Here is a 24,506-nt window from a genome sequence, read left to right as displayed (position 1 = left end):
TCTGGATCAACACTTTATTTCCGGTTGGGCCAACATAGTCGCGGCCGATTTGGGGCAGGGAATGACCGTCATCGCGACGCATGCGCGGGCTGGAGCGGCAGGCGAACCGGCTGGGGCCGGTCAAACGCCGCGCCTGTCGACCGATTTCCTGAATCGCTTCAGCGAAGCCTTGATGCTGATCGAGATGGCGACGATGGATGACAGCATCCTCGCCGATCTCCAGGCTTGGCGGTGCGTCGGCTATCGCGAGCATTTCCGGGCTTCGCCGCTGCGCTGCGCTGCGTCGGCGCTGGCAGCCTATGACAGGATCGACCCCGCCAGGGCGACTGCCTTCGAGGATGCCTGCCGATCGATGGCCCGGCTGGTGCGGACCGTGACGGCGCTCCTCGCCGAGACGCCGCAGCCGGTGGAGCTGCCGGTCATCATCGAGGTCGCGAGCGAAGCGCTGCGCCGGCAGATCGGCCGCGCCACCCAGTTCATCAATGCGAATGGCGCGATCGACATCGACGCCTTCGAGGATGCCGCGCTGCAGGCGCAGATCGACGCGCTGCTCGGGCGCTAGCGCCGCGCCCCGACCAGGAACTCGCGATTGCCGTCGCCGCCTTCGATCGGGGAGGGGATCGGCCCCTCGACCGCAAAGCCGAGCGTCTGCAGCGCCGCGACGATATCGCCGCAGACCTGACGCTGGATCGCCTCGTCGCGGACGATGCCCTTCTTGAGCGCGGCGCGGCCGGCCTCGAATTGCGGCTTGATCAGCGCGGCGATGCCGGCTTGCGGCGCGAGCAGCGCGGCCACGGCCGGCAGCACCATCCTGAGCGAGATGAAGCTGACATCGATCGCCGCGAGGCCCGGCCGTTCCGGCAGGCTTTCCGGCGCCAATGTCCGGATGTCCTGCCCCTCGAAGCTGGTCACGCGCGGATCGGCGCGCAGCGAGGCGTGCAGCTGGTCGCGCCCGACATCGACGGCGACGACATGGCGGGCGCCGCGCTTCAGCAGAAGATCGGTGAAGCCGCCGGTCGAGGAGCCGACATCGAGGCAGGTGAGCCCCCGCGGGTCGAAGTCGAAGGCGTCGAGCGCACCGGCGAGCTTCAGCCCGCCGCGCGAGACGTAAGGATGCGGCGCCTCGGCCGTCAGCGCGGCGTCCCGCGCCACCATCTCCGAGGCCTTGCGTACCGGCCGGCCATCGGCGCTGACGAGCCCGGCGGCGATCGCGGCCTGCGCCCGCGCGCGGCTCTCGAAGAAGCCGCGCTCGACGAGCAACTGGTCCGCCCGGCTCTTCATGGCGTTTCGCTGGTTCGGGCGCGGTGTTCCCTCCAGCCCTCATCCTTCGAGACGCGATCCTCCGGATCGCTCCTCAGGATGAGGGCTGAGAGTGTCGGCGCGGCTGCCATTTTGCGGGGGCGACTCAGGCGCGCTTGACGGCGCTCGGCGCTCCGAGCGCGCCTTCGACGGCGGCGACGATGCCGGCGGCGTCGAGGCCGGCGGCGGCGTACATCGCATCGGGCTTGTCGTGATCCTGGAAGCTGTCCGGCAGGGTCAGCGCGCGCACCTTGAGGCCGGCGTCGAGCGCGCCGCTCCGGGCCAGGAGATGCAGCACATGGCTGCCGAAGCCGCCGACCGAGCCTTCCTCCATGGTGATCAGGATCTCGTGCTCGCGCGCGAGCTTGAGGATCAGCGCCTCGTCGAGCGGCTTGGCGAAGCGCGCATCCGCGACCGTGGTCGAGAGCCCGCGCTGGCCCAGCAGGTCCGCCGCCTTCAGGGCTTCGCCCAGGCGGGTGCCGAGCGAGAGCAGGGCGACGCGCGTGCCTTCGCGAACGATGCGGCCCTTGCCGATCTCGAGCGGCACGCCGACATCCGGGATCTCGACGCCGACGCCTTCGCCGCGCGGATAGCGGAAGGCGATCGGCCCTTCGTCATAGGCCGTGGCGGTCGCGACCATATGGGTCAGTTCCGCCTCGTCGGCCGCCGCCATCACCACCATGTCGGGCAGGCAGGCGAGATAGGCGATGTCGAAGGAGCCGGCATGGGTGGCGCCGTCGGCGCCGACCAGCCCGGCGCGGTCGAGCGCGAAGCGAACCGGCAGCTTCTGGATCGCCACGTCATGGACGATCTGGTCATAGGCGCGCTGCATGAAGGTCGAATAGATCGCGACGAAGGGCTTGTAGCCCTCGGTCGCCAGGCCCGCCGCGAAGGTCACCGCATGCTGCTCGGCGATGCCGACATCGAAGGTGCGGGCCGGGAACTCCTTGCCGAAGGCGTCGAGCCCGGTGCCGGAGGGCATCGCCGCGGTGACGGCGACGACCTTCTCATCCTCTCGCGCCTGCTTGATCAGCGCGTTGGCGAAGACGGCGGTGTAGCTCGGCGCATTCGCCGGCGCCTTGGCCTGCAGGCCGGTGACGGGGTCGAACTTGACCACGCCGTGATACTTGTCGGCGCTGGCTTCGGCCGGGGCATAGCCCTTGCCCTTCTGGGTGACGACATGGACCAGGATCGGCCCGCTCTCGGCGTCGCGGACATTGCGCAGCACCGGCAGCAGGTGGTCGAGATTATGCCCGTCGATCGGCCCGACATAGTAGAAGCCGAGCTCCTCGAACATCGTCCCGCCGGTCCAGAAGCCGCGGGCATATTCCTCGGTGCGCCTTGCCTTGTCGTGGAAGAAGCGCGGCAGCTTCTCCGCGAGCTGCTTGGCGACCTCGCGGATCGAGCGATAGGTCCGGCCCGAGACGAGCCGTGCCAGATAGGCCGACATCGCGCCGACAGGCGGGGCGATCGACATGTCGTTGTCGTTGAGGATGACGATCAGGCGCGAGCCGAGCGCGCCGGCATTGTTCATCGCCTCATAGGCCATGCCGGCCGACATCGCGCCGTCGCCGATCACGGCGATGACGTCGTTGCCTCCGCCCGCGAGATCGCGCCCGACCGCCATGCCGAGCCCGGCCGAGATCGAGGTCGAGGAATGGGCGGCGCCGAAGGGGTCGTATTCGCTTTCCGAGCGCTTGGTGAAGCCGGAGAGGCCGCCCGGCTGGCGCAGCGTGCGGATGCGCTCGCGCCGTCCGGTCAGGATCTTGTGCGGGTAGGCCTGGTGCCCGACATCCCAGATCAGCCTGTCGCGCGGCGTGTCGAAGACGTGATGCAGCGCGACCGTCAGCTCGACCACGCCGAGGCCGGCGCCGAGATGGCCGCCCGTGACGGAGACGGCGTCGATCGTCTCGAGCCTGAGCTCATCGGCCAGCTGCCGCAGCTGGGCATCGTCGAGCGCGCGCAGGTCGGCAGGGTCGTTGATGAGGTCGAGCAGGGGAGTCTCTGGTCGGGGCACGCGACTGTCCGGTCTCTCTGGCGCAGGGCTCTCTGGAATAGTGTCTGCGCGGGGCGCTGGCAAACCCGTGCTTGTCGCAGGGCCGGCCCGGTGCCTGCTCAGCCCTCGGGCAGCGGGATGAATTCCTTGTCGTCTCCCGGCACGGTGTCGAAGCGGCCGGTCTTCCATTCCTGCTTGGCCTGATCGATGCGCTCCTTCGAGGAGGAGACGAAGTTCCACCAGATATGGCGCGGGCCATCCATCGGTTCGCCGCCGACGAGCATCAGCCGGCTCTGGTCGATGGCGAGGATCGAGATGCGGTCGCCCGGCTTGAAGACGAGGAGCTGGCCGGCGCCGAATTCCTCGCCGGCGATGTCGATCTTGCCCGAGACGATATAGACCGCGCGCTCGTCATAATCGGGGTCGAGCGGCAGGATCGAGCCCGGCGAGAGCACGGCCTCGGCATAGAGCGCTTCCCAGGGGAACCGCACCGGCGAGGTCTGGCCATAGGCTGAGCCCATGATCAGGCTGATGCGCTTGCCGCCTTCGACAATCCGCGGCAGCTCCGGCGCGCCGTGATGCACGAATTGCGGGTCTATCTCCTCATGCGTCTTCGGCAAGGCGAGCCAGGCCTGGATGCCGTAGAGCTTCGGGCCGGTGGCGCGCGCTTCCAGCCCGGTGCGCTCGGAATGGACGATGCCCCGGCCGGCCGTCATCAGATTGACCGCGCCCGGCTTGATCGCCAGCGCCGTGCCGAGCGAGTCGCGATGCATGATCTCGCCGTCGAAGAGATAGGTCACGGTCGAGAGCCCGATATGCGGGTGCGGGCGGACGTCGAGCCCCTCGCCGAGATGGAACTCGGCCGGCCCCATCTGGTCGAAGAAGATGAAGGGGCCGACCATGCGCTGGCCGATCGCCGGCAGAGCGCGGCGGACCTGGAAGCCGCCGAGGTCATGCGTGCGCGGCACGATCACCTTCTCGATCGCCTCGCAGGAGCGGGCGTCGCCCAGGATCGGATCTTCGGCTGGCAGTTGCGACATGGCGGCCTCCTCAAACTGGCGGGAGCCTGAACCCGTTCCCGCCCCGGGGCAAGGCCGTTCAGGCCGCGGCGCTCGCCGGCCGCGCCGCCAGCCGGCGCAGCCGGGAGGCATAGTAGTCGCCGGCCGCGGCCAGCGCCTCCTGGTCGGCGCGGCGCGCGTCATAGACCAGAAAGGGTTCGGCCCAGGCGAGGCCGCAGCGATGCGCAGTTGCCTGCAGCGGGCGCAGCAGTTCCGTCAGCGGAAACAGGTTGGTGCCGGTCGGGGCATAGGCCGCTTCGACATTGCCCGCCGTCGCCGCTACCAGCAGCGGCTTGCCGGCGAGCCTTGCCCCTTCCGCCTCATAAGCGAGGTAGAACATCCGGGTCAGGACGGCGTCCTGCCAGGCCTTGAGCAGCGGCGGCGTCGAGTACCACTGGATCGGAAACTGCAGGACGAGGCGATCCGCGCCCAGGAGGCGCGCCACCTCGGCATCCGTGTCGATGCGGCCGTCGGGATAGAGCGCGTGGAGATCGGCGATCGCGACGCCGGGCAGGCGGGATGCCGCGTCGAGCATGGCGCGGCTGGCGCGCGAGCTTTCGAAATGTGGGTGGAACAGCAGGATCAGGGTCTGGCTCATGGCAACCTCCTTCGGATGGAAGGAAGGTGCCGCCATCGATGAAATCACTCCAATGGATGATCGATATATCGTAATATCCATCTCATGAATTTACGCGCGGTCGACCTCAACCTCCTCGTCATCCTCGACGCGTTGCTCGACGAGGCCCATGTCTCGCGGGCGGCGGAGCGGATCGGCCTGTCGCAGCCGGCGATGTCGAGCGCGCTCGAACGCTGCCGCCAGCTCTTCGGCGACCGTCTGCTGGAACGCGGCGCCGGCGGCATGGTGCTGACGCCGAAGGCCCAGGCGCTGGCGGGCCCGGTCAAGGAGGTGCTGGCCGGGATGGCCTCGCTCCTCGGGCAGCGTGAGCCGGATCTGGCGGCGACCCGGCAGACCGTGCGGGTCGTGACGGCGGATTACCCGGCGATGGTGATCGCGCCCGAGCTGCAGCGCCGCCTGGCACGGACCGCGCCGGGAATCACGGTCGCCATCATGCCCTGGCACGGCGCGGCGGCTGCGCTCGATGGGGTGGGGCGCGGCACCGTCGATCTCGCGATCTCGGTCTTTCCCGCGGTCGACGCGGATTTCACCCGGCGCGAATTGCTGCGCGAAAGCTATCTCGTCGCGATGCGTCGCGGTCATCCCGCTGCTGCGGCGTTCGATCTCGATGGATGGCTCGCCCATCCGCATGTGCTGGTTTCGGGACGCGGCGATACGACGGGGCCGCTCGACGAGGCGCTGGCGCGGATCGGGCGCGCGCGGCATGTCGGCATGGTCGTGCCGGGTTTCGCGATGGTGCCGGCGCTGCTGCGCGGTTCCGACATGATCGGGCTGTTGCCGAGCCGCTGCCTGCCGGGGGATGCAGCCGAGGCGCTCGTCACCTTTCCGCCGCCGCTGGCGGTCGAGGGCTTCCCGCTGCACAGCGCCTGGCACAAGCGCCGCGCCGATGATCCGGCGGTCCAGCACGTCGCCCGGCTGATCGAGGCGCTGGTGGCCGAGTTGCCCGCCTGGTCCGGCTGAGGGCCTCAGCCCTCGACGTCGAGGCGCGTCGTGCCCGTCGGCTTGCCGTCGGCGCCGAGGGTGATGCGCTCGATGCGCGCCTCGGCCTGCTTCAGCAGCGCGTCGCAGCGTGCCTTCAGCGCCTCGCCGCGCGTGTAGATCGCGATCGATTCCTCGAGCGGCACGTCGCCGCGCTCCAGCCGCGCGACGATGCCTTCGAGCTCCTTCATCGCAGCCTCGAAGGGCAGGGCGGCGATATCGGCGTTGGTCTTCTCTTCGCTCACGGCCTGATTCCTCTTTGCGGGTCAGCTTATCGGCCGGAGCGCGTCTGGCCGCAACCCGCTTGAACACACTCGGCCCTCATCCCGAGGAGCCGCGCAGTGGCGTCTCGAAGGATGCTCGAAATAGCCCGGAGCCTCCTGGAACATCCTTCGAGACGCCATTCCAAGGGAATGGCTCCTCAGGATGAGGGCTCCCAGAGGCGCTCCCGTTTCACACCGGCAGCGCCGAGGTCTTCTTGATGGTGCGCAGCGTCAGCGTCGACTGGACGCGGGTGACGCCCGGCAGCTGCGTGATGATGTCGGTGTGGATGCGTTCGAAATCGGCGCTGTCGCGGTAGATCACCCGCATCAGATAGTCGTGCGCGCCGGCGAGCAGATGGCATTCGAGGATCTCCGGCAGGCTCTGCACCGCCTGCTCGAAGCTCTCCAGCGAGGCGCGGCCCTGCTGGTCGAGCGTGACGAAGACGAAGGCCGTGCCCGGAAATCCCGCGATCTTGTCGTCGAGCATCATCGCATAGCCGCGGATCAGGCCGCTCTCTTCGAGCTGCCGCACGCGGCGCAGGCAGGCCGAGGGCGACAGATGCACCTTCTCGGCGAGGTCCGAATTGGTGATGCGTCCGTCCTGCTGGAGAATCCGCAGGATGGAGCGGTCGCGCGAGTCGAGCTCGATCGTCATGGTCACGGTGAAACCTCCCGCGCGATGCATCGTCGCAAAATTCGCCCGATGCAAGCAATCTTCTGCGTCGATCCCGAGTGCGGGCGCTCATATCCGCAGCATCCGGGCCTGGGGGCGCAGGAACTTGCGCGGCTTTGCGGGGCGATTCAGGCCAGGGGCATGGCGAAGGGTGTGCCCTCGAACGCGTCGGCCCCGCGGCCGATTCGGTCGATCGCGCGGATCATCCGGCCGCGCCGGCCGAGCGCTGAATCGGCGAGGGCGACGAGCCGGGCATTGGGCGTCGCCGAGGGGGCGGCGGCTCGCAGCGCGTCGGCGGCCTCGTCCTCGTCGCGATCGGGGGCGAGCGCGCAGGCGGCGATATAGGCGGCGGCGGTCGAGCGGCTGATGCCGGCCCAGCAATGGATCACCATCGGCGCCTCGCGGTCCCAGCCGCGCATGAAGGCGAGGAGTTGCCCGATATGGTCCTGCCCGGCGAGGACATGGCCGTCGACCGGCTGGCTGATGTCGGACATGCCGAGGAAGAGGTGGCGCTCAGCCGCGATGCCGGCCGGGCGCGCGACCACTGTGCCGACATTGATCAGGGTCACGAGATGGCGGGCGCGCACCGCGGCGACGGTTTCGCTCAGCCTGGAGAGCGGGGCGACGTGAAGGCTTGGCAAGAGGCCGGCTCCGGATGTTTCGGCGCGACACCGATGAGGCAGACGATAGCATGATCGACAGCGCCGAGGCCTCCATGACATGGAAGCCACGCCCCATCGATCCGTCCTGGCGGAGCTCCCCATGAATCTCTGGTTCCGGCTGATCTGGCTCCTGCTGACGACGCGCTTCCGGCCGTCGCTCGCCTTGCCGGCGGAGGCCTCCGTCCTGCCCTTCCGGGTCTGGCCCCACGACCTCGACATCAGCCTGCACATGAACAACGGCCGCTACTGGTCGCTGATGGATCTCGGCCGGCTCGACCTGATGCTGCGCAGCGGCCTCTGGCGGGCGGTGCTGCGCCATCGTTGGCTGCCCGTCGTCAACGCCGGCACCATCCGCTTCCGGCGCGAAATGCGCCTGTTCCGCCCCTTCCGGGTGGAAACGACGATCCTGTGCTGGAGCGAGGCCTGGCTGGTGATGCAGCACCGCATGCTGATGCGCGGCCGCGATGGCGGCGAGATCGTCGCGGCCGTGGCTCTTGTCCGGGCCGCGCTCTACGACAAGAAGGCGCGCGCCTATGTCCCGGTCGCGCGCCTGCTCGGCGAGATCGGCATCGAGGCTCGGAGCCCGGAGCCGAGCCCCGAAGTTGCAGCTTTCCTCGCTTCCGAGGATGCCATGCGCAACGCCGCCGCGAGCGAGCGCCAGGACTTCTCCGAAGCTTGAGACCTCATTCTGAGAAGCCGCATAGCGGCGTCTCGAAGGATGGTTCACGAGGCTCCGGAACCATCCGGAACCATCCTTCGAGACGCAAGCCTCCGGCCTGCTCCTCGGGATGAGGGCTCGTTTGCTTCGAAGGTTCAGGGTTACTCCGCCGCGAGCCGGGTGGCCCGCCACTGCGCCAGCAAGGCCCGCAGCGCCGCCGGCTTCAGCGGCTTGTTGAGCAGGTGGACGTCGAGCGCGTTCGCCGCTTCGCGCACATGCGGCGTCCTGTCCGCCGTCAGCAGGATCGCCGGCATCGGCGTGCGCGCCCGCGCTCTGAGGGCGGTGATCGCCGTCAGCCCGTTGCCGTGATCGAGATGGTAGTCGGCGATCAGCACGTCGGCCTCGCCCTTGCCGCCGACATAAGGCAGCGCCTCGTCCAGCCCCGGTGCGGTGGTGACAAGGCAGCCCCAACCTTCGAGCAGGCGCCGCATGCCGTCGAGGATCGCCGGCTCGTTGTCGATGACGAGCAGGCGCATGCCGGCGAGCTGCCCGGCCGGCGCCTGGCGCGGCGCGGTGCCCGTCGCCATCGCCGGCAGCGGCGCGGCGCGCGGCACCAGCACGGAGAAGCGCGTCCCGCGTCCCGGCGCCGAATCGAGCGTCAGCCCATGATCGAGCGCCCGCGCGATGCGCTGGACGATCGAGAGGCCGAGGCCGAGCCCGCGCGCCACCTTCGCCCCCTGGTCGAGACGCTGGAACTCGCGGAAGACCGTCTTCTGCTTGCTCTGCGGAATGCCGAGGCCGGTGTCGATCACCTCGACGGCGATCTGGTTGCCGCGGCGGCGGCAGCCGATCAGGACCTTGCCGCTCGGTGTGTACTTGATCGCGTTCGAGATCAGGTTCTGCAGCAGGCGCCGCAGCAGGCGGCGGTCCGAGCGCAGGGTGAGGCCGGTCGGCATGAAGACGAGCTTGAGGCCCTTCTCCTGCGCGCTCGGCTCGAATTCGCGCTGGAGCTGGCGCATTAATTCGTCGAGGCGGAAGGCGGAGAGCTCGGGCTTGAGCGCGCCGCCGTCGAGGCGGGAGATCTCGAGCAGGGCGGTCAGGATCTCCTCGACGGCATCGAGCGAGGCGTCGATGTTCTCGGCGAGATCGGGCGCGCCTGCCGTGCGGTCGCGCTCGACCAGCGAGGTCGCATAGAGCCGCGCCGCGTTGAGCGGCTGCAGGATGTCATGGCTGGCGGCGGCCAGGAAGCGGGTCTTCGAGGCGTTGGCGGCCTCCGCCTCGGCCTTGGCGCGCTGCAGCTCGGCATTGACGTGCAGCAGTTCCTCGGTGCGCTCGGCGACGCGCTTCTCGAGGCTCTCATTGGCGCGCTCCAGCTCCTCCTCGCCGGCGACCGTGTCGGTGATGTCGGTATAGGTCGTGACGAAGCCGCCATCCGGCAGGGCGTTGGTGCGGACCTCGATCACCTTCTTGGACGGGTAGAGCTTGAGGCGCACCGGCTCGCGGTCGTTGATGAAGCTCTCCAGCCGCGCCGCCATCAGATCGTCCTGGGCGCCGTCGCCATAGGCTCCGCGCGCGGCGTTGTAGCGCACGATCTCGTCGAGCCCGGTGCCGAAGCGCACCAGCGAGGCCGGCAGGTCGTAGAGCTGGATGAAGGCCTGGTTCCAGGCGAGGAGCCTCAGGTCCCGGTCGAGCACGGTGATGCCCTGGCCGGCATGGTCGAGCCCGTGCTGCAGGATGTCGCGATTGTACTGGAGCGCGGCCGACGCATCGTCGAGCAGCTTGAAGGCGGCTTCGGTCGAGAGGTTGCGCCGCTTCAGCAGCAGCGACAGCACGAGGCGCGAGGAGGCGGCGCCGATCGCCGAGGAGAGCAGGTGCTCGCCGAAGCGCAGCAGGTGGATATCGGCCTGGCGGCTGGCTTCCGACGCCTCGCCGCGGCTGCTGTTGAAGCCCTCGAAGGCGCGCTGTGTGCGCTCCTGCCCGAGATAGCGCGCGATCGTCGATTGCAGCTCGCCCTCGGTGATGGTGGTGCGCCAGAGCGAGAAGGATTGCGCCATCGTCGCCGGCTGGGATTCGACGAAGGCGTTGGCCTGCAGCCGTTCCATCGCATTGGCCGGCCTGAGCAGCGAGAAGCCGATATAGGCGAGGATGTTGAGGCCGAGGCTCCAGAACACGCCATGCGGCAACGCCGGCCAGTCGAGCCCGAACAGGGATTCCGGCCGCAGGACGCCGGCGCCGAAAGGGCCGTTCGCGACGACGGCGCTCCACCAGCCGCCGGGGATCGCCAGGCTCGGCATCAGCAATGTATAGGCCCAGACGACGGTGCCGACCGTCAGCCCCGCCGCCGCGCCGAGCGCGGTGCCGCGCCGCCAGACCAGGCCGCCGAAGAAGGCCGGTGCGATCTGCGCCGTCGCGGCGAAGGAGAGCAGGCCGATCGAGACCAGCGCCGCCTCGCCCGAGGCGCGGTAATAGAGATAACCGAGCAGGATCACCAGGAAGATGCTGATCCGGCGGATGATGACGACCTGCGAGCCGAGGTCGCCACCCGTATTGCTGTTGCCGGTGTCGCGGCCCTTGAACAGGCCGGAGGAACGGCCTGGATCGCTCAGCCCCCGCCGCCCGCGCAGCAGCAGCGGCATCACCAGATGGTTCGAGATCATGATGGCGAGCGCCACCGAGGCGACGATCACCATGGCCGTCGCCGCCGAGAGGCCGCCGACGAAGACGAAGAGCGCGATCACTCCCGCCTCGCGCTGGAGCGGCAGCAGCAGCACGGTCATGTCGCGGTCGACGCCGCTGCCGGGGATCAGGATCTCGCCGGCTGCCGCCAGCGGCAGCACGAACAGGTTGATCAGCACGAGATAGAGCGGGAACATCCAGGCGGCGCGGCGCACGTCGCGCACGTCGCGGTTCTCGACGATCGTCATGTGGAACTGCCGCGCCAGCAGCAGGGCGGCGCAGCTCGACAGCAGCGTCAGCGTCAGGAAGTTCGGCCAGCTCGATGTCCGCTCCCAGATCGGCGGTTGCCCGGAGGCGGGCCGCGCCGCCTGCGAGAGCAGGTCCTCGGCGCCGCCGAACAGCCCGTAGACGATGAAGACGCCGAGCACGAGGAAGGCGACGAGCTTGATCAGCGATTCCACCGCGATCGCCAGGACCAGGCCGTCCTGGTGCTCGGTGGCGTCGATATGGCGCGTGCCGAAGGCGCAGGCGAAGCCGGCGAGCACGATCGCGACCAAGAAGGGCAGGTCGCTCAGCACCGGCACGTCCGGCGTCGGCGCGTGGCCCCCGGTGGCGGCGAGGAAGACCGAGAGCGAATTGGCGACCGCCTTGAGCTGCAGGGCGATGTAGGGCAGGGCGCCGATCACCGCGACGATGCAGACGAACGCGGCGACGCGCTCGCTCTTGCCGTAGCGCGCGCCGACGAAATCGGCGATTGAGGTGATGTTCTGGGATTTGGCGATGCCGACGATGCGCCCGACGAAGCGATGCCCGAGGCCGATGACGAGGATCGGCCCGACATAGATGCCGAGGAAGTCGAACCCGGCGCGGCTGGCGAAGCCGACGGAGCCGTAGAAGGTCCAGGAGGTGCAGTAGACGCCGAGCGCCAGCGCATAGATCGTGGTGCGCGCCCGTCCGGTCATGAGCTTGCGGCCGGAGGTGTCGGCGAGATGGGCGACGGCGAACAGCCCGCACAGATAGGCGAGTGCGACGAGGACGACGGACCAGCCGGGAATCATGCCGCAATCCGTGGCGCGCCGTTGCGCGGTTCAGGCCGGAGTTCTGGCGTCATGAGCTTCCGCTTCGCGTTTCTCGCAGTTTATCGGACGCTCCCGGGCGCCGCCATAGGACAAAGGCGCAAGTCATCCCCAGCTCTTTGCCGGAAAATGCCGCTCGCCGGCCATTCCGGCGGCCAAGCGGCTTTTCCTGCTCCACCGGGTTGGTCTAGCCTCCGGAACCGGCTGACGGGGAACTGTCGTCGACTAGCTCAGGGGTCCAGCATGCTGAAGGAATTCAAGGAATTCGCGCTGAAGGGCAACGTCATCGACCTTGCCATCGGCGTGGTCATCGGCGCGTCCTTCGGCAGGATCGTCGATTCTCTCGTCCAGGACATCATCATGCCGTTCATCGGCGCGCTCGGCGGCGTCGATTTCTCGAACTATTTCTTTGGTCTCAACCGCGCGGTGACGGCGCCGGTGCTGGACGAGGCCAAGAAGCAGGGTGCCGTGCTCGCCTATGGCAACTTCGTCACGGTGGCGATCAACTTCCTGATCATCGCCTTCGTGCTCTTCCTCGTGGTCAAGGGCATCAACCAGTTGAAGCGCAAGGCCGAAGCGGCTCCGCCGCCGCCGGCCGCACCGCCGGCCGACGTTGCTCTGCTGACCGAAATCCGCGACCTGCTCAAGCAGAAGAACGCCTGACGAGCCTGGCCCGGCGGCCGCGATTCATCACGGCCGCCGATTGACCTGATCTCGCGATTTCATGCCAGCCGGCGCCGCGATCGGCTAAAGGAGGGCATCGAATTTCGCGAGGTCGACGCCGATGAACACCGCCATCCTGCCCGGCAGCACCCTGGTCGCGGAGCTCCGCCCGGAAGCCGTCAACGCGCCGGAAAGCGGGATCGTCGAGGTGATGAACTATGGCAGGCTGCGGCCGGGCCTGATCCCGCTCTGGGTCGGCGAGGGCGATCTGCCCACCCCATCCTTCATCAGCGATGCGGCGGCGCGCTCGCTGGCGGCGGGCGAGACCTTCTACACCTGGCAGCGCGGCATCCCCGAGCTGCGCGAGGCGCTGGCGCGCTATCACGAGCGCCTCTACGGCCAGAGCTTCTCGCCGGAGCGCTTCTTCGTCACCGGCTCGGGCATGCAGTCCGTCCAGATCGCGGTCCGCATGATTGCCGGCCCGGGCGACGAGCTGATCATTCCGACGCCGGCCTGGCCGAATTTCGGCGCGGCGGTCAGCGTCAGCGGGGCCACCACGGTCTGCGTGCCGATGGATTATGCACAGGGCCGCTTCACCCTCGATCTCGACAAGCTCGCCGCCGCGATCACGCCGCGCACTCGCGGCATCCTGGTCAACTCGCCTTCGAACCCGACGGGCTGGACCGCCACGCGGCAGGAGCAGGAGGCCCTGCTCGCACTCTCGCGCAAGCACGGCATCTGGATCATCGCCGACGAGATCTATGGCCGCTTCGTCTATGACGGCTCGGCGCGCGCCTCCTCCTTCCACGACATCATGGAGAGCGAGGACCGCGTCATCTTCGTCCAGACCTTCTCGAAGAACTGGGCCATGACCGGCTGGCGCATCGGCTGGATCGAGGCGCCGGAGGGCTTCGGCCAGGTCATCGAGAACCTGATCCAGTACTCGACCTCGGGCTCCCCGGTCTTCGTGCAGCGCGGCGCCGTCGCCGCCCTCGATCACGGCGAAGGCTTCGTGGCCGAGCAGATCGCGCGCGCCGCGGAAGGCAGGCGCATCGTCTATGAGGGGCTGAAGGCGACCAACCGCGTCTCGCTCTCGGCGCCGGTCGGTGCCTTCTACCAGTTCTTTTCGGTCGACGGCCGCGAGGATTCCCGCAAGCTGGCGCTCGAGCTGGTCGATTCCGCCAATGTCGGCCTCGCCCCGGGCACGGCCTTCGGCCCGGGCGGCGAGACGGGCCTGCGCCTGTGCTTCGCCCGCAAGTCGGCCGATCTCGTCGAGGCGGTCGCCCGGCTGCACAAGGCGCTGATGGCCGGCTGAGGGCCGCCGCGCCGGCGGCGCAACGCCGCCCTGCGCCCGGGAGGGCGCGGGTGCGGTTGACCCGCTCCCCGCCTGCCGTCATCAACACCCGGCGCCGCCGCTCGCGCGGCCTGCCCGGAGCACGATGAAACCGTTCGGCTATCCCACGACCCGGCTGACGCTCTTGTCGCGGGAGGTCCTGGTCATCGCCCTGGCTGCGGCCGGTGGAGGAGCTTTTGCACTCCTCGGGATGCCGGCGGCCTGGCTTTCGGGCTCGATGCTGCTGAGTGCGGTCGTCGCGCTGCTGCGCCCGCTGCCGAGCCTGCGCCGGCCGTGGTTCGACGCGACCATGGTGCTCTCCGGCACCATCCTCGGCTCCGCCGCCACGCCCGAGGCTCTGACCGCCGCCGCCCGCTATCCCGCCTCGCTCCTCGTCCTTCTCGTCGGCGTCGCGGTGATCATGGCCGCGACCGGCGCCTATCTGCGCCATGTCGCACGCTGGCCCTGGATCGATGCCCTGCTCGCAGCCGCGCCGGGGGCGCTCTCGACCGTGCTGGCCGTGGCGCAGGCCAAGGGCGCGAATATCGGCCGGATCTCGGTCGTGCAGCTGTTCCGCCTCTTGGTGCTGGTGGCGCTGCTGCCGAGCGTGATGCAGCTTTCCGGCGCGTCGGCCGGCACACCCGCGCCGCCGGTCGAGACGGTCGATGCCGCCACCATGCTCGGCGTGACCATGGCGGGGCTGGCGCTCGGCCTCGTCTTCGAACGCCTCGGCCTGGCCGCCCCGCTGATGTTCGGCGCGACCTTCGCCAGCTCCTTCCTGCACGGCACCGGGCTGGTCGAGGGTTCGCTGCCGATGCCGATCCAGATCGCCGTGCAGGTCCTGCTCGGCTCCACCATGGGCGGGCGCATCGCCCATATCCCGCGCGAAGAGCTGAAGGGGCTGTTTCCGCTCGCGATCGGCGGCTTCGCGGTCTCGATCGGCGTCGCCTTCCTGTTCGCCTGGCCGGCGGCCTGGCTCGCGGACGTCTCCTATGCCAGCGGCATGGCGGCCTTCGCGCCGGGCGGGCTGGAGGCGATGGCGATGCTGGCCTTCGCGATGGGCCTCGACACGCTCTATGTCGGCGCCCACCACCTCGTCCGCTTCGTCGCCATCGGGCTGGCCATGCCGCTCATCCTGACGCGGGTGAAGGGCGAGCCGCCGCGCTGAGGCGGCTTCAGCCCGCCGGCCGGCCGGCCCCGTTGGTGTGGGTCATCACGGCGTAGAGCGAGGTCGTGCCGCAGATGAAAAGGCGGTTGAGCTTCGGCCCGCCCCAGCAGACATTGGCGACGATCTCCGGGATCGCGACCTTGCCGATCAGCGTGCCATCCGGGTGGTAGATGTGGACGCCGTCGGCGGCGCTCGTCCAGATCCGGCCCTCGATATCGAGGCGGAAGCCGTCGAACAGCCCGGCGGTGCAGGTGGCGAACAGCTTCGAGGCACCGAGCGAGCGGCCGTCGCGATCCATCTTGAAGCTGCGGATATGCCGCGGCCCGTGCTCGGGATCGTGGCTGGCGCCGGTGTCGGCGATGTAGAGGATGCTCTCGTCCGGCGAGAAGGCGAGGCCGTTGGGCTTGACGAAATCGTCGGCGACGATCGCGATCTCGCCGCTCTCGCCGTCGATGCGATAGACATGGCAGGCGCCGATCTCGCTGGCCGACTTGTCGCCCTCATAGTCGCTCAGGATGCCGTAGTCGGGATCGGTGAACCAGATCGAGCCGTCGGACTTCACCACCGCGTCATTGGGCGAGTTCAGCCGCTTGCCGCCATAGTGGCTCGCCAGCACGGTGATCGAGCCGTCATGCTCGGTGCGGGTCACCTGGCGCCCGCCATGCTCGCAGGTGACGAGCCGGCCCTGCGCGTCGACCGTGTTGCCGTTGGAGTTGCGCGCGGGCTGGCGGAAGACACTCGTCTGGCCGGAGAGCGCGTCGTAGCGCAGCATCCGGTCGTTGGGGATGTCCGACCAGACCAGGGTGTTGTGCGCCGCGAACCAGGCGGGTCCTTCCGACCAGCGCGCGCCCGTCCACAGCCGCTCGACCCGCGCCGGACCGGGAATGACGCGGTGGAACCGCGGATCGAGGACCGAAACTCCCGTGCCTTCGAGCTCGCCGAACATGCCATCCCTCCCTGACGATCTGGTTGAAGCATCCCTGCCGACGGCCGCGGCGGCAAGCGCCTAGAGCGCAAGCCCCGCATCCCAATAGGGCGTGGCGCCGTAGAGCTCGCCGAGATAGTCGACGAAGGCGCGCACCTTCTGCTCGAGATGCCGACGGCTCGGATAGACGGCGTAGACAGCGACGCGGGAGCCCACCGCATAGGCCGGCAACACCCGCTGCAACGCGCCGGATTTCAGCTCCGGCCCGACATCCCAGGTCGAACGCAGCGCGATGCCGACGCCGGCCAGCAAGGCCTCGCGCACGACCTCGCTGGAATTGGTCCGCAACGGGCCGTTGACGCGTACCGAGACTGGCCCTTCCGGTCCGTCGAGCCGCCAGTGATCGGCATTGTGGGCGATCAGCGTATGCCGGGCGAGCTCGGCGATCTCGGTGGGCGTGCCGTGGCTGGCGAGATAACCGGGCGTGGCGCAGAGCACGCGGTGGTTCGGCGCAAGCCTTTTGGCGACGAGGCTCGAATCCTGCAGGTCGGCGATGCGAATCGCGAGGTCGAAGCCTTCGCCCACGACATCGACGAAGGCGTCGCTCAGCACGAGATCGACCGTCACCAGCGGGTTGGCGTCGAGGAAGCGCTTGAGATGCGGCGCGACATGCATCCGCCCGAAGGAGGTCGGCGCCGAGACGCGCAACGTTCCGCGCACCTGCCCCGCGCCGCTCGCGACCCAGGCTTCCGCCTCCTCGATCGAGGATAGGATCGAGACGACGCGCTCGTAGAAGCCTTGCCCGGCCTCGGTCAGCGCCAGTTGCCGGGTCGTGCGCTGGAGCAACCGCACGCCGAGCCGCTCCTCGAGCCGGCGAATGCGCTTCGAGATGACCGCAGGCGACAGGTTGAGCTGCCGCCCGGCAGCCGACATGCTTTTCGTCGTGACGACATGCGCGAAGACATCGAGATCGCCGAACCGGTCCATCAATCGCCACCTTTTCCAATATGGAAATAATGGCTGGCTTTGCCCGCGCTGCAAGAGGCATTGAATTGGTCTAATCTGCCGCGCAAAGAGGGCGCTCGGCGCGCCCCTGCGCCGTTGAGATCGGAGGGCAAGATGAGCGCGATAGCTTTTCCGGTGCCGGATGCCGGCATCCTCGCTCGCCGCGAATCGATCGTCGCCGGCCTGGCCGGCCTCGTCGCACCGCAGGCGCTGATTACGAGCGACGACGAGCGACGCCCCTACGAGACGGATGCGCTCACCGCGTATCGCCGCATGCCGCTTGCCGTCGTCCTGCCTTCGACCACGCAGGAGGTCGCGGCCGTGCTGCGCTATTGCCGCGAGCAGGGCGTGCCGGTGGTCCCGCGCGGCTCCGGCACCTCGCTCTCCGGCGGTGCGATCCCGCAGGAGGATGCCGTGGTCATCGGCGTCTCGAAGATGAACCGCATCCTCGAGATCGACTATGCCAACCGCGTCGCCAGGGTGCAGGCCGGCGTCACCAATCTCGCCGTCACCGGCGCGGTCTCGGCCGAGGGCTTCTTCTACGCGCCCGATCCGTCCTCCCAGCTCGCCTGCTCGATCGGCGGCAATATCGGCATGAACTCGGGCGGGGCGCACTGCCTGAAATACGGCGTGACCACCAACAACGTCCTCGGCGTCACCCTGGTGATGCTCGACGGCAGCATCGTCGAGATCGGCGGCGCTCATCTCGATTCGCCGGGTTACGATCTGCTCGGCCTGATCAACGGTTCGGAAGGCCAGCTCGGCATCGTCACCGAGGCGACGGTGCGCATCCTGCGTTCGGCCGAGGGAGCGCGGCCTGTCCTGTTCGGTTTCCCGATCAGCGAGCAGGCGGGCGCGGCGGTGGCCGCGATCATCGGTGCCGGCATCATCCCGGTCGCGATGGAGTTCATGGACAAGCCGGCGATCGAGATCTGCGAGGCTTTCGCCAAGGCGGGCTATCCGATGGATTGCGGTGCCCTGCTGATCATCGAGGTCGAGGGCTCTGACGAGGAGATGGACGCGCAGCTTGCGCGCATTGTCGCCATCGCCGGCGAGCACGGCGTCACCACCGTCAAGGAATCGAAATCGGCGATGGAGGCGGCTGCGATCTGGAAGGGCCGCAAATCCGCTTTCGGCGCCACCGGCCGCATCGCCGACTATATCTGCATGGACGGCACCATCCCGACCGGCCAGCTGCCCTATGTGCTGCGCCGGATGGACGAGATCGTGAAGGGCTACGGCCTGCGCGTCGCCAATGTCTTCCATGCCGGGGACGGCAATCTCCACCCGCTCATCCTCTACAACTGCAACGACCCGGTCGAGGCGCAGAAGGCGGAGGATGCGGGCATGGACATCCTCAAGCTCTGCGTCGAGGTCGGCGGTTGCCTCACCGGCGAGCACGGCGTCGGCATCGAGAAGCGCGACCTGATGACCTTCCAGTTCAACGAGGCCGACCTCGCCCAGCAGATGCGGGTGAGGGCGGTGTTCGACGAGCGCTGGCTGCTCAACCCCGCGAAGGTGTTTCCGCTGGAAGGACGTGTCGCGGCGTGAGCTTTGTCATTCCGGGGCTCGCGTAGCGAGAACCCGGAACCCACGACCGGGTGAGGCAGATGCCGTATTTCGTTTATCTCCTCGCTCGAAAGAAAGACGGCACGCTCTATCTGGGCGTCACCAGCGATCTCGCGAGACGTGTCCATGAACACAAATCGAAGCAGACTATCGGCTTCACCTCCCGATACGATGTCGATCGGCTTGTCTGGTACGAGGAATTCGAGTGGGTCAACGAAGCTATCGATCGGGAAAAACGGGTGAAGAAATGGCGCCGTGCCTGGAAGATCAAGTTGATCGAGGACATGAATCCCGAATGGGCGGATCTCTATGAAGGGCTGGCTTGACCGCGCGCGCCCAGTCGTGGCTTCCGGGTTCTTCGCTACGCGAAGCCCCGGAATGACAAGGGGCGGTGCATGATCATCCATACCCCCACCACCGAGGCGCAGGCCTGCGCCGTCGTGAAATCGGTCATCGATTCCCGCGTGCCGCTCGCCCTGCGCGGGGGCGGCACGCGCCATGGTCTCGGGCGCCCGGCCCAGGTTGCGAGCACGCTCTCCAGCGCCGGTCTCACCGGCATCACCCTCTACGAGCCGGCCGAGATGGTGATCGCCGCCCGCGCCGGCACGCCGCTCGCTTTGGTGCAGGAGACGCTGGCCGAGCGCGGCCAGATGCTGCCCTTCGAGCCGATGGACCACCGCGCCCTCTACGGCACGGAAGGCGAGCCGACGATCGGCGCCGTCGCCGCCTGCAACATCTCCGGCCCGCGCCGGATCAATGCCGGCGCGGCGCGCGATTCGCTGATCGGTATCCGCATGGTCAATGGCCGCGGCGAGATGATCAAATCGGGCGGGCGGGTGATGAAGAACGTCACAGGCCTCGATCTGGTGAAGCTGGTCAGCGGCAGCCACGGGACGCTGGGCTTCCTCACCGAAGTGACCTTCCGCGTGCTGCCGAGGCCGGCGGCGCTCGCGACGCTGCAATGGCGCGGGCTCTCCGATGCGCAGGGCGTGGCGCTGCTGTCGAAGGCGCTGGGCTCGCCCTTCGAGCCGATGGCGGCCGCCCATCTTCCCGGCGGCCTCGCCGGGGAGGAGGCCGTGACCCTGCTGCGGCTGGAGAATTTTCCGGATTCGATCGAGTACCGCGCCGGCGAGCTCGCCTTGCTGCTCGGCGAATACGGCGTGCCGGACCGGTTGGAAGGCGAGGGCGTCGCCGCGCATTGGCGCGACATCCGCGACGCCGCCTTCTTCGCCGGGACGGGCGAGGCGGTCTGGCGACTGTCGCTCAAGCCGACCGACGGCGCGAAGGCCGCGGCCGCGATCGGGCGGATGCTGCCGGGCGCGCGCTGGTTCTACGACTGGGGCGGCGGGCTGGTCTGGCTGGCTGTGCCGGCCGATGGCGATGCCGGCGCCGCTGCCATCCGCACGGCCCTGAAGCCGCTTGGCGGCCACGCCACGCTGGTGCGGGCGCCCGATGCGGTGCGCGCCGCCGTCGATGTCTTCCAGCCGCTGGCCGAGCCGCTGATGCGCGTCACGACGGGCATCAAGAAAAGCTTCGACCCGGCCGGCATCTTCGAGACCGGCCGGATGTATGCGGGGATCTGATGGCGCTCGCTGACACGCTTTCCGTCGAAAGACCGGCATCCCGCGCGAACTGGGCGCCGGGCCGCCTGAGCCCGCTGGCCATCGCCGTTCTGGCCGCGCTGCTGACGGCCGGCGCGGCGGCGATCCTGCTCTGGATGGGCCGCGAGCCGATCTGCAAATGCGGGAACATCAAGTTCTGGCAGGGCACGGTGATGTCCTCCGAGAACTCCCAGCACATCGCCGACTGGTACACGTTCTCGCACATCATCCACGGCTTCCTGTTCTACGGGCTGTTCTGGCTGATCCGCCGGTTCACCGGCCTGCCGCTCTCCTTCGGCGTCGCGCTGCTGCTCGCCATCGTGATCGAGAGCGCCTGGGAGATCACCGAGAACACCAACGCGGTGATCAACCACTACCGCTCGGCCACGATCTCGCTGGACTATTACGGCGACAGCGTCCTGAACTCGGTCTGCGACATCCTGGCGATGGTGCTCGGCTTCCTCTTCGCCCGGCTCGCCCCGGTCTGGGTCACCGTGGCGAGCGCGCTGGCGATGGAACTCATCGTCGGCTGGCTGATCCGCGACAACCTCACCCTCAACGTCATCATGCTGCTCTGGCCGATGGATTGGATCAAAGCCTGGCAGGGCGGAGCCTGAGCGATGCAGACCAACTTCACTCCCGAGCGCCTCGCCTCCGACCCGCGCATGCCGGCCTCGGAGAAGATCCTGCGCACCTGCGTCCATTGCGGCTTCTGCACCGCGACCTGTCCGACCTATCTGCTGCTCGGCGACGAGCTCGATTCGCCGCGCGGGCGCATCTACCTGATCAAGGACATGCTGGAGAACGGCAAGCCCGCCACCGCCGAGGTGGTGAAGCACATCGACCGCTGCCTCTCCTGCCTCTCCTGCATGACGACCTGCCCATCGGGCGTGCACTACATGCACCTCGTCGACCATGCCCGCGCCCATATCGAGGAGACCTATACGCGCTCCTGGCATGACCGGCTGCTGCGCAAGGTGCTGGCGGCGATCCTGCCCTATCCCGGCCGTTTCCGCGCGGCGATGCTGGCTGCGCTGCCGGCCAAGCCGTTTGCTCCCATTCTCGGCGTGCTCCCCGTCATCGGCCCGCGCCTGAAGGCGATGCTGGCGCTGGCGCCGGCGCGGCTGCCGACGCGCTCGACCATGGAAGGCCCGCAGAGCTTCCCGCCGCCCGCAGCGCGGACGAAGCGCGTCGCGCTGCTCTCCGGCTGCGCCCAGCCGGTGCTCGATCCGGCGATCAACGAGGCGACGGTCCGCCTGCTCAACCGTCATGGCGTCGAGGTCGTGCTGCCGAAGGGCGAGGGCTGTTGCGGCGCGCTCGTCCACCATATGGGGCAGGAGCACGACGCCCTGTCCTTCGCGCGCAGGAACATCGACGCCTGGATGGCCGAGGTCGAAGGCGAGGGGCTCGACGCCATCCTGATCACGGCCTCGGGCTGCGGCACGACGATCAAGGATTACGGCTTCATGTTCCGCAACGAGCCTGCTTATGCCGAGAAGGCGGCGCAGGTCTCGGGCCTGGCGAAGGACGTGACCGAGTTCCTGGAAACGCTGGAGCTGTCGGCGGTGCGCGATGTCGCGATGCCGATCGCCTACCACTCGGCCTGCTCGATGCAGCACGGCCAGCAGCTCAAGGACGGGCCGAAGCGGTTGCTCTCCGGGGCGGGCTTCAAGGTCAAGGAGGTGCCGGAGGGCCATATCTGCTGCGGCTCGGCCGGCGTCTACAACATCCTCCAGCCGGAGATCGCCGGCCGCCTGCGCGATCGCAAGATCGGCAATATCGAGCGCACCAAGCCGATGCTGGTCGCGACCGGCAATATCGGCTGCATGACCCAGCTGGCGAAGGGTTTTTCGGACAAGGGAGCGACCACGCCGGTGGTCCACACCGCTGAACTGCTCGACTGGGCGACCGGCGGCCCGCTGCCGGAGAAGCTGGCGCGGGCAGGGATCGAAGATCGGCCGATCCGGGCGCAGGCATTGGCGGCCGAGTAGCTTCCTTCTCCCCTCGGGGGCGAAGGTGCCGGCAGGCGGACGAGGGTGGTTCGACGCCTGCATTCCCTCATCCGTCAGCGCTTCGCGCTGCCACCTTCTCCCCCGAGGGGAGAAGGGAACAAGCTTGCCCGTCGCGTCCGTACGGTCTAACCCGCCACTCAGCCATTTCCGGGGACGTTTACCCCCGCTTTCCGAGCACGCCCATGTCCGCCGACAAGTCCGCCCCTGCCAAGCTGAAGGCCCGCCAGCCGCGCGGTTTCGTCGATCGCGGCCCGGCCGATGTCGCGGCCACCGAGCGCATGCTCTCGGTCATCCGCGAGAGCTTCGCGGTCTATGGCTTCGATCCGGTGGAGACGCCTTTCGTCGAGTACACCGACGCGCTCGGCAAGTTCCTGCCGGATCAGGACCGGCCGAACGAGGGCGTCTTCTCCTTCCAGGACGATGACGAGCAGTGGCTCTCGCTGCGCTACGACCTGACGGCGCCGCTCGCCCGCTATGTCGCCGAGAATTTCGACGCGCTGCCGAAGCCCTATCGCAGCTATCGCGTCGGCTATGTCTTCCGCAACGAGAAGCCGGGGCCGGGCCGCTTCCGCCAGTTCATGCAGTTCGACGCCGATATCGTCGGCTCCGGCACCGTCGCGGGCGATGCCGAGATCTGCATGCTCGCCGCCGACACGATGGAAAAGCTCGGCATCAAGCGCGGCGACTATGTCGTGAAGGTCAACAACCGCAAGGTGCTGGACGGCGTGATGGATGCCGCCGGCATCGATCCCGCGGCGCGCCTCACGGTGCTGCGCGCGATCGACAAGGCCGACAAGTTCCCGCTCGAGGAGGTTCGCAAGCTCCTCGGGGAAGGCCGCAAGGATGAGAGCGGCGACTTCACGAAAGGCGCTGGCCTGTCCGACGCTCAGGCGGACCGGATCCTGCGCTATCTCGAGCTCGGCCAGAAGCTCGCCGAGCTCGGCAAGGCCAATGCCGACGACAGCGAGGGCTCGGCCCAGCTGTCTGCCGTGGCGCTCACCGACCTGCGCGGTCTCGTCGAGGGCGCCGAGAACGGCGAGGCCGGCATCGCGGAGCTGGAGCAGATCCGCGAGCTGATCACGGCTGCCGGCTATCTCGGGCGGATCATCATCGACCCCTCCGTCGTCCGCGGCCTCGAATACTATACCGGCCCGGTCTACGAGGTGGAGCTGACCTTCCCGGTCACCAATGATGACGGGCAGGTGGTGCGTTTCGGCTCGGTCGCCGGCGGTGGGCGCTATGACGGCCTCGTCGGGCGCTTCCGGCCTGAGCCGGTGCCGGCGACGGGCTTTTCGATCGGTGTCTCCCGGCTGTTCTCGGCGCTGAAGGCGGTGAAGTCGCCGATCGTGGACAGCCGGAACGAGCTGCCGCTCGTCGTCGTGACCGCGATGGACAACAAGTCGCCCGAGTTCATGCCGGGCTATCAGGCGATGGTCTCGGCGCTGCGCCAGGCGACGGATGCCGCTGGCAGGCCGCTGCTGCGCGCCGATCTCTATCTGGGCAGCTCCGGCTTCAACGCCCAGATGAAATATGCCGATCGCCGCGGCGCCGTCTGCGCCATCATCCAGGGTTCCTCGGAGCGCGATGCCGGAACGGTCGTCATCAAGGACCTGATCCTCGGCGCCGAGCTCGCCGCGGCCAGCCGCGACGTCAAGGACTCCGCCGAGCACAAGGCCAAGCAGGCCGAGGCCCAGTTCGCCGTGCCGGTGGCGGAACTGGTCGAAGGCGTGAAGCGGGTTCTGGCGCGACACGGGTAAACACTGCGTCATGCTCGGGCTTGACCCGAGCATCTCTTACCGGAGATTCTCGGGTCGGTGCTTCGCTCGAGAACGACGTGAACCTCGAACCGTCCTTCGTCTACATCATGGCGAACAAGCCGCGCGGTACGTTATACCTCGGCGTTACCGTCGATCTTGTCCGGCGCGTCAGCGAGCACAAACAAGGTATCGGGCGGTCGTTCACCGCTCGCTACAATCTCGACAAACTGGCTTGGTTCGAAGTCTTTGAACATATCGAGCTTGCGATCCAGCGAGAAACGAGTCTGAAGCGCTGGAGCAGGGAGTGGAAGATCGAGCTGATCGAGCGGAAGAATCCAGGTTGGCGCGACCTGTTCGAAGACATTTATCCGCCGTCATTCTCGGCCGAAGCGTAGCGAAGAGCCAGGAAGCTCGGGCGGAACGTGAGGGAGCCTCTTTCTGCGAGAGATGCTCGGGGCAAGCCCGAGCATGACGACAGAAAAATCCCGTTCACCCAA

23 protein-coding genes are annotated in these 24,506 nt (G+C 68.3%); 13 read left to right on the top strand and 10 right to left on the bottom strand.

Translation table 11 applies throughout. The features are described from left to right. Positions 1-61: 61 nt before the first annotated feature. A complete protein-coding gene (locus B5Y19_RS14535) occupies positions 62-562 on the top strand; it encodes a hypothetical protein (RefSeq protein WP_055727570.1) in 501 nt (166 codons plus the stop codon). Here B5Y19_RS14535 and B5Y19_RS14530 read toward each other — a convergent pair. The 4 genes from B5Y19_RS14530 to B5Y19_RS14515 all read right to left on the bottom strand — a co-directional run bounded on the left by B5Y19_RS14530 (position 559) and on the right by B5Y19_RS14515 (position 4,951). After that, entirely contained in the window at positions 559-1,281 is a 723-nt protein-coding gene (locus B5Y19_RS14530) for a TlyA family RNA methyltransferase (RefSeq protein WP_055727571.1), read from the bottom strand. The genes B5Y19_RS14535 and B5Y19_RS14530 overlap by 4 nt on opposite strands. Before the next feature lie 124 nt (positions 1,282-1,405). Continuing rightward, a complete protein-coding gene (gene dxs / locus B5Y19_RS14525; RefSeq protein ID WP_055727572.1) occupies positions 1,406-3,316 on the bottom strand; it encodes a 1-deoxy-D-xylulose-5-phosphate synthase in 1,911 nt (636 codons plus the stop codon). Positions 3,317-3,414: 98 nt separating this feature from the next. Next, on the bottom strand, positions 3,415-4,335 hold the full coding sequence (locus tag B5Y19_RS14520) for a pirin family protein (RefSeq protein WP_055727573.1): 921 nt from the start codon (positions 4,333-4,335) through the stop codon (positions 3,415-3,417). Between the two features lie 58 nt (positions 4,336-4,393). Then, a complete protein-coding gene (locus B5Y19_RS14515) occupies positions 4,394-4,951 on the bottom strand; it encodes an NAD(P)H-dependent oxidoreductase (RefSeq protein WP_079591663.1) in 558 nt (185 codons plus the stop codon). 84 nt (positions 4,952-5,035) lie between these two features. On the opposite strand from B5Y19_RS14515, the gene B5Y19_RS14510 reads away from it, so the two are divergent. Further along, positions 5,036-5,950 (top strand): LysR family transcriptional regulator, encoded by a 915-nt coding sequence (locus tag B5Y19_RS14510; RefSeq protein ID WP_055727575.1) that lies wholly within the window; start codon positions 5,036-5,038, stop codon positions 5,948-5,950. A 5-nt stretch (positions 5,951-5,955) separates the two neighbouring features. Here B5Y19_RS14510 and B5Y19_RS14505 read toward each other — a convergent pair whose 3' ends face one another. The 3 genes from B5Y19_RS14505 to B5Y19_RS14495 form a co-directional block, all read right to left on the bottom strand. Beyond that, positions 5,956-6,213 (bottom strand): exodeoxyribonuclease VII small subunit, encoded by a 258-nt coding sequence (locus B5Y19_RS14505; RefSeq protein ID WP_079591645.1) that lies wholly within the window; start codon positions 6,211-6,213, stop codon positions 5,956-5,958. Positions 6,214-6,421: 208 nt separating this feature from the next. Then, on the bottom strand, positions 6,422-6,886 hold the full coding sequence (locus B5Y19_RS14500; protein ID WP_173049670.1) for an Lrp/AsnC family transcriptional regulator: 465 nt from the start codon (positions 6,884-6,886) through the stop codon (positions 6,422-6,424). Positions 6,887-7,032: 146 nt separating this feature from the next. Beyond that, positions 7,033-7,545 carry a tyrosine phosphatase family protein gene (locus B5Y19_RS14495; RefSeq protein WP_055727576.1) on the bottom strand — a complete coding sequence of 171 codons (513 nt, stop codon included), beginning with the start codon at positions 7,543-7,545 and terminating at the stop codon, positions 7,033-7,035. Positions 7,546-7,666: 121 nt separating this feature from the next. Between B5Y19_RS14495 and B5Y19_RS14490 the strand changes: the two genes are divergently transcribed. Then, positions 7,667-8,245, top strand: a complete 579-nt coding sequence (locus B5Y19_RS14490; protein WP_055727577.1) for a thioesterase family protein — start codon at positions 7,667-7,669, stop codon at positions 8,243-8,245. A 140-nt stretch (positions 8,246-8,385) separates the two neighbouring features. Here B5Y19_RS14490 and B5Y19_RS14485 read toward each other — a convergent pair whose 3' ends face one another. Continuing rightward, positions 8,386-11,958 (bottom strand): hybrid sensor histidine kinase/response regulator, encoded by a 3,573-nt coding sequence (locus B5Y19_RS14485; protein WP_055727578.1) that lies wholly within the window; start codon positions 11,956-11,958, stop codon positions 8,386-8,388. 261 nt (positions 11,959-12,219) lie between these two features. Between B5Y19_RS14485 and mscL the strand changes: the two genes are divergently transcribed. From mscL to B5Y19_RS14470, 3 genes are all read left to right on the top strand, one after another. After that, a complete protein-coding gene (gene mscL / locus B5Y19_RS14480) occupies positions 12,220-12,639 on the top strand; it encodes a large conductance mechanosensitive channel protein MscL (RefSeq protein ID WP_055727579.1) in 420 nt (139 codons plus the stop codon). Between the two features lie 121 nt (positions 12,640-12,760). After that, positions 12,761-13,954 (top strand): pyridoxal phosphate-dependent aminotransferase, encoded by a 1,194-nt coding sequence (locus B5Y19_RS14475; protein ID WP_055727580.1) that lies wholly within the window; start codon positions 12,761-12,763, stop codon positions 13,952-13,954. A 124-nt stretch (positions 13,955-14,078) separates the two neighbouring features. Further along, a complete protein-coding gene (locus tag B5Y19_RS14470; protein WP_055727581.1) occupies positions 14,079-15,140 on the top strand; it encodes an AbrB family protein in 1,062 nt (353 codons plus the stop codon). Positions 15,141-15,147: 7 nt separating this feature from the next. Here B5Y19_RS14470 and B5Y19_RS14465 read toward each other — a convergent pair whose 3' ends face one another. Together B5Y19_RS14465 and B5Y19_RS14460 are read right to left on the bottom strand one after the other, a co-directional pair. Further along, positions 15,148-16,086, bottom strand: coding sequence for an SMP-30/gluconolactonase/LRE family protein (locus B5Y19_RS14465; protein WP_079591644.1), 939 nt, complete (start codon positions 16,084-16,086; stop codon positions 15,148-15,150). Between the two features lie 60 nt (positions 16,087-16,146). Next, positions 16,147-17,052, bottom strand: a complete 906-nt coding sequence (locus B5Y19_RS14460; protein ID WP_055727583.1) for a LysR family transcriptional regulator — start codon at positions 17,050-17,052, stop codon at positions 16,147-16,149. A gap of 132 nt (positions 17,053-17,184) precedes the next feature. Here B5Y19_RS14460 and B5Y19_RS14455 point away from each other — a divergent pair, with 132 nt between their 5' ends. The 7 genes from B5Y19_RS14455 to B5Y19_RS14425 all read left to right on the top strand — a co-directional run bounded on the left by B5Y19_RS14455 (position 17,185) and on the right by B5Y19_RS14425 (position 24,404). Then, a complete protein-coding gene (locus B5Y19_RS14455; protein WP_055727584.1) occupies positions 17,185-18,621 on the top strand; it encodes an FAD-binding oxidoreductase in 1,437 nt (478 codons plus the stop codon). Positions 18,622-18,680: 59 nt separating this feature from the next. Beyond that, positions 18,681-18,965, top strand: coding sequence for a GIY-YIG nuclease family protein (locus B5Y19_RS14450; RefSeq protein ID WP_055727585.1), 285 nt, complete (start codon positions 18,681-18,683; stop codon positions 18,963-18,965). A 69-nt stretch (positions 18,966-19,034) separates the two neighbouring features. Next, a complete protein-coding gene (locus tag B5Y19_RS14445; protein ID WP_055727586.1) occupies positions 19,035-20,222 on the top strand; it encodes an FAD-binding protein in 1,188 nt (395 codons plus the stop codon). Further along, positions 20,222-20,857 carry a DUF2585 domain-containing protein gene (locus B5Y19_RS14440; RefSeq protein WP_079591643.1) on the top strand — a complete coding sequence of 212 codons (636 nt, stop codon included), beginning with the start codon at positions 20,222-20,224 and terminating at the stop codon, positions 20,855-20,857. Before B5Y19_RS14445 ends, B5Y19_RS14440 begins: the two co-directional genes overlap by 1 nt. A gap of 3 nt (positions 20,858-20,860) precedes the next feature. Continuing rightward, entirely contained in the window at positions 20,861-22,231 is a 1,371-nt protein-coding gene (glcF, locus tag B5Y19_RS14435) for a glycolate oxidase subunit GlcF (RefSeq protein WP_055727587.1), read from the top strand. A 203-nt stretch (positions 22,232-22,434) separates the two neighbouring features. Continuing rightward, complete coding sequence (hisS, locus tag B5Y19_RS14430; protein ID WP_079591642.1) at positions 22,435-24,009, top strand: histidine--tRNA ligase; 1,575 nt, start codon at positions 22,435-22,437, stop codon at positions 24,007-24,009. A gap of 77 nt (positions 24,010-24,086) precedes the next feature. Beyond that, positions 24,087-24,404, top strand: coding sequence for a GIY-YIG nuclease family protein (locus tag B5Y19_RS14425; protein ID WP_342060157.1), 318 nt, complete (start codon positions 24,087-24,089; stop codon positions 24,402-24,404). The last annotated feature ends 102 nt before the right edge of the window (positions 24,405-24,506 follow it).

This window comes from Allobosea thiooxidans (assembly GCF_900168195.1).
Lineage (GTDB): Bacteria > Pseudomonadota > Alphaproteobacteria > Rhizobiales > Beijerinckiaceae > Allobosea > Allobosea thiooxidans.
This window is presented reverse-complemented; position numbering and strand designations above follow the sequence as displayed.

Excerpts from the sequence above, each read along its gene's own strand:
- B5Y19_RS14485 (WP_055727578.1), bottom strand. The coding sequence starts at position 11,958 with ATGATTCCCGGCTGGTCCGTCGTCCTCGTCGCACTCGCCTATCTGTGC.
- B5Y19_RS14500 (WP_173049670.1), bottom strand. The coding sequence starts at position 6,886 with ATGACGATCGAGCTCGACTCGCGCGACCGCTCCATCCTGCGGATTCTC.
- B5Y19_RS14515 (WP_079591663.1), bottom strand. The coding sequence starts at position 4,951 with ATGAGCCAGACCCTGATCCTGCTGTTCCACCCACATTTCGAAAGCTCG.
- B5Y19_RS14450 (WP_055727585.1), top strand. The coding sequence starts at position 18,681 with ATGCCGTATTTCGTTTATCTCCTCGCTCGAAAGAAAGACGGCACGCTC.
- mscL (WP_055727579.1), top strand. The coding sequence starts at position 12,220 with ATGCTGAAGGAATTCAAGGAATTCGCGCTGAAGGGCAACGTCATCGAC.
- B5Y19_RS14460 (WP_055727583.1), bottom strand. The coding sequence starts at position 17,052 with ATGGACCGGTTCGGCGATCTCGATGTCTTCGCGCATGTCGTCACGACG.
- hisS (WP_079591642.1), top strand. The coding sequence starts at position 22,435 with ATGTCCGCCGACAAGTCCGCCCCTGCCAAGCTGAAGGCCCGCCAGCCG.
- B5Y19_RS14510 (WP_055727575.1), top strand. The coding sequence starts at position 5,036 with ATGAATTTACGCGCGGTCGACCTCAACCTCCTCGTCATCCTCGACGCG.
- B5Y19_RS14520 (WP_055727573.1), bottom strand. The coding sequence starts at position 4,335 with ATGTCGCAACTGCCAGCCGAAGATCCGATCCTGGGCGACGCCCGCTCC.
- B5Y19_RS14465 (WP_079591644.1), bottom strand. The coding sequence starts at position 16,086 with ATGTTCGGCGAGCTCGAAGGCACGGGAGTTTCGGTCCTCGATCCGCGG.
- B5Y19_RS14440 (WP_079591643.1), top strand. The coding sequence starts at position 20,222 with ATGGCGCTCGCTGACACGCTTTCCGTCGAAAGACCGGCATCCCGCGCG.
- glcF (WP_055727587.1), top strand. The coding sequence starts at position 20,861 with ATGCAGACCAACTTCACTCCCGAGCGCCTCGCCTCCGACCCGCGCATG.
- B5Y19_RS14535 (WP_055727570.1), top strand. The coding sequence starts at position 62 with ATGACCGTCATCGCGACGCATGCGCGGGCTGGAGCGGCAGGCGAACCG.
- B5Y19_RS14470 (WP_055727581.1), top strand. The coding sequence starts at position 14,079 with ATGAAACCGTTCGGCTATCCCACGACCCGGCTGACGCTCTTGTCGCGG.
- B5Y19_RS14445 (WP_055727586.1), top strand. The coding sequence starts at position 19,035 with ATGATCATCCATACCCCCACCACCGAGGCGCAGGCCTGCGCCGTCGTG.
- B5Y19_RS14455 (WP_055727584.1), top strand. The coding sequence starts at position 17,185 with ATGAGCGCGATAGCTTTTCCGGTGCCGGATGCCGGCATCCTCGCTCGC.
- B5Y19_RS14475 (WP_055727580.1), top strand. The coding sequence starts at position 12,761 with ATGAACACCGCCATCCTGCCCGGCAGCACCCTGGTCGCGGAGCTCCGC.
- B5Y19_RS14530 (WP_055727571.1), bottom strand. The coding sequence starts at position 1,281 with ATGAAGAGCCGGGCGGACCAGTTGCTCGTCGAGCGCGGCTTCTTCGAG.
- B5Y19_RS14490 (WP_055727577.1), top strand. The coding sequence starts at position 7,667 with ATGAATCTCTGGTTCCGGCTGATCTGGCTCCTGCTGACGACGCGCTTC.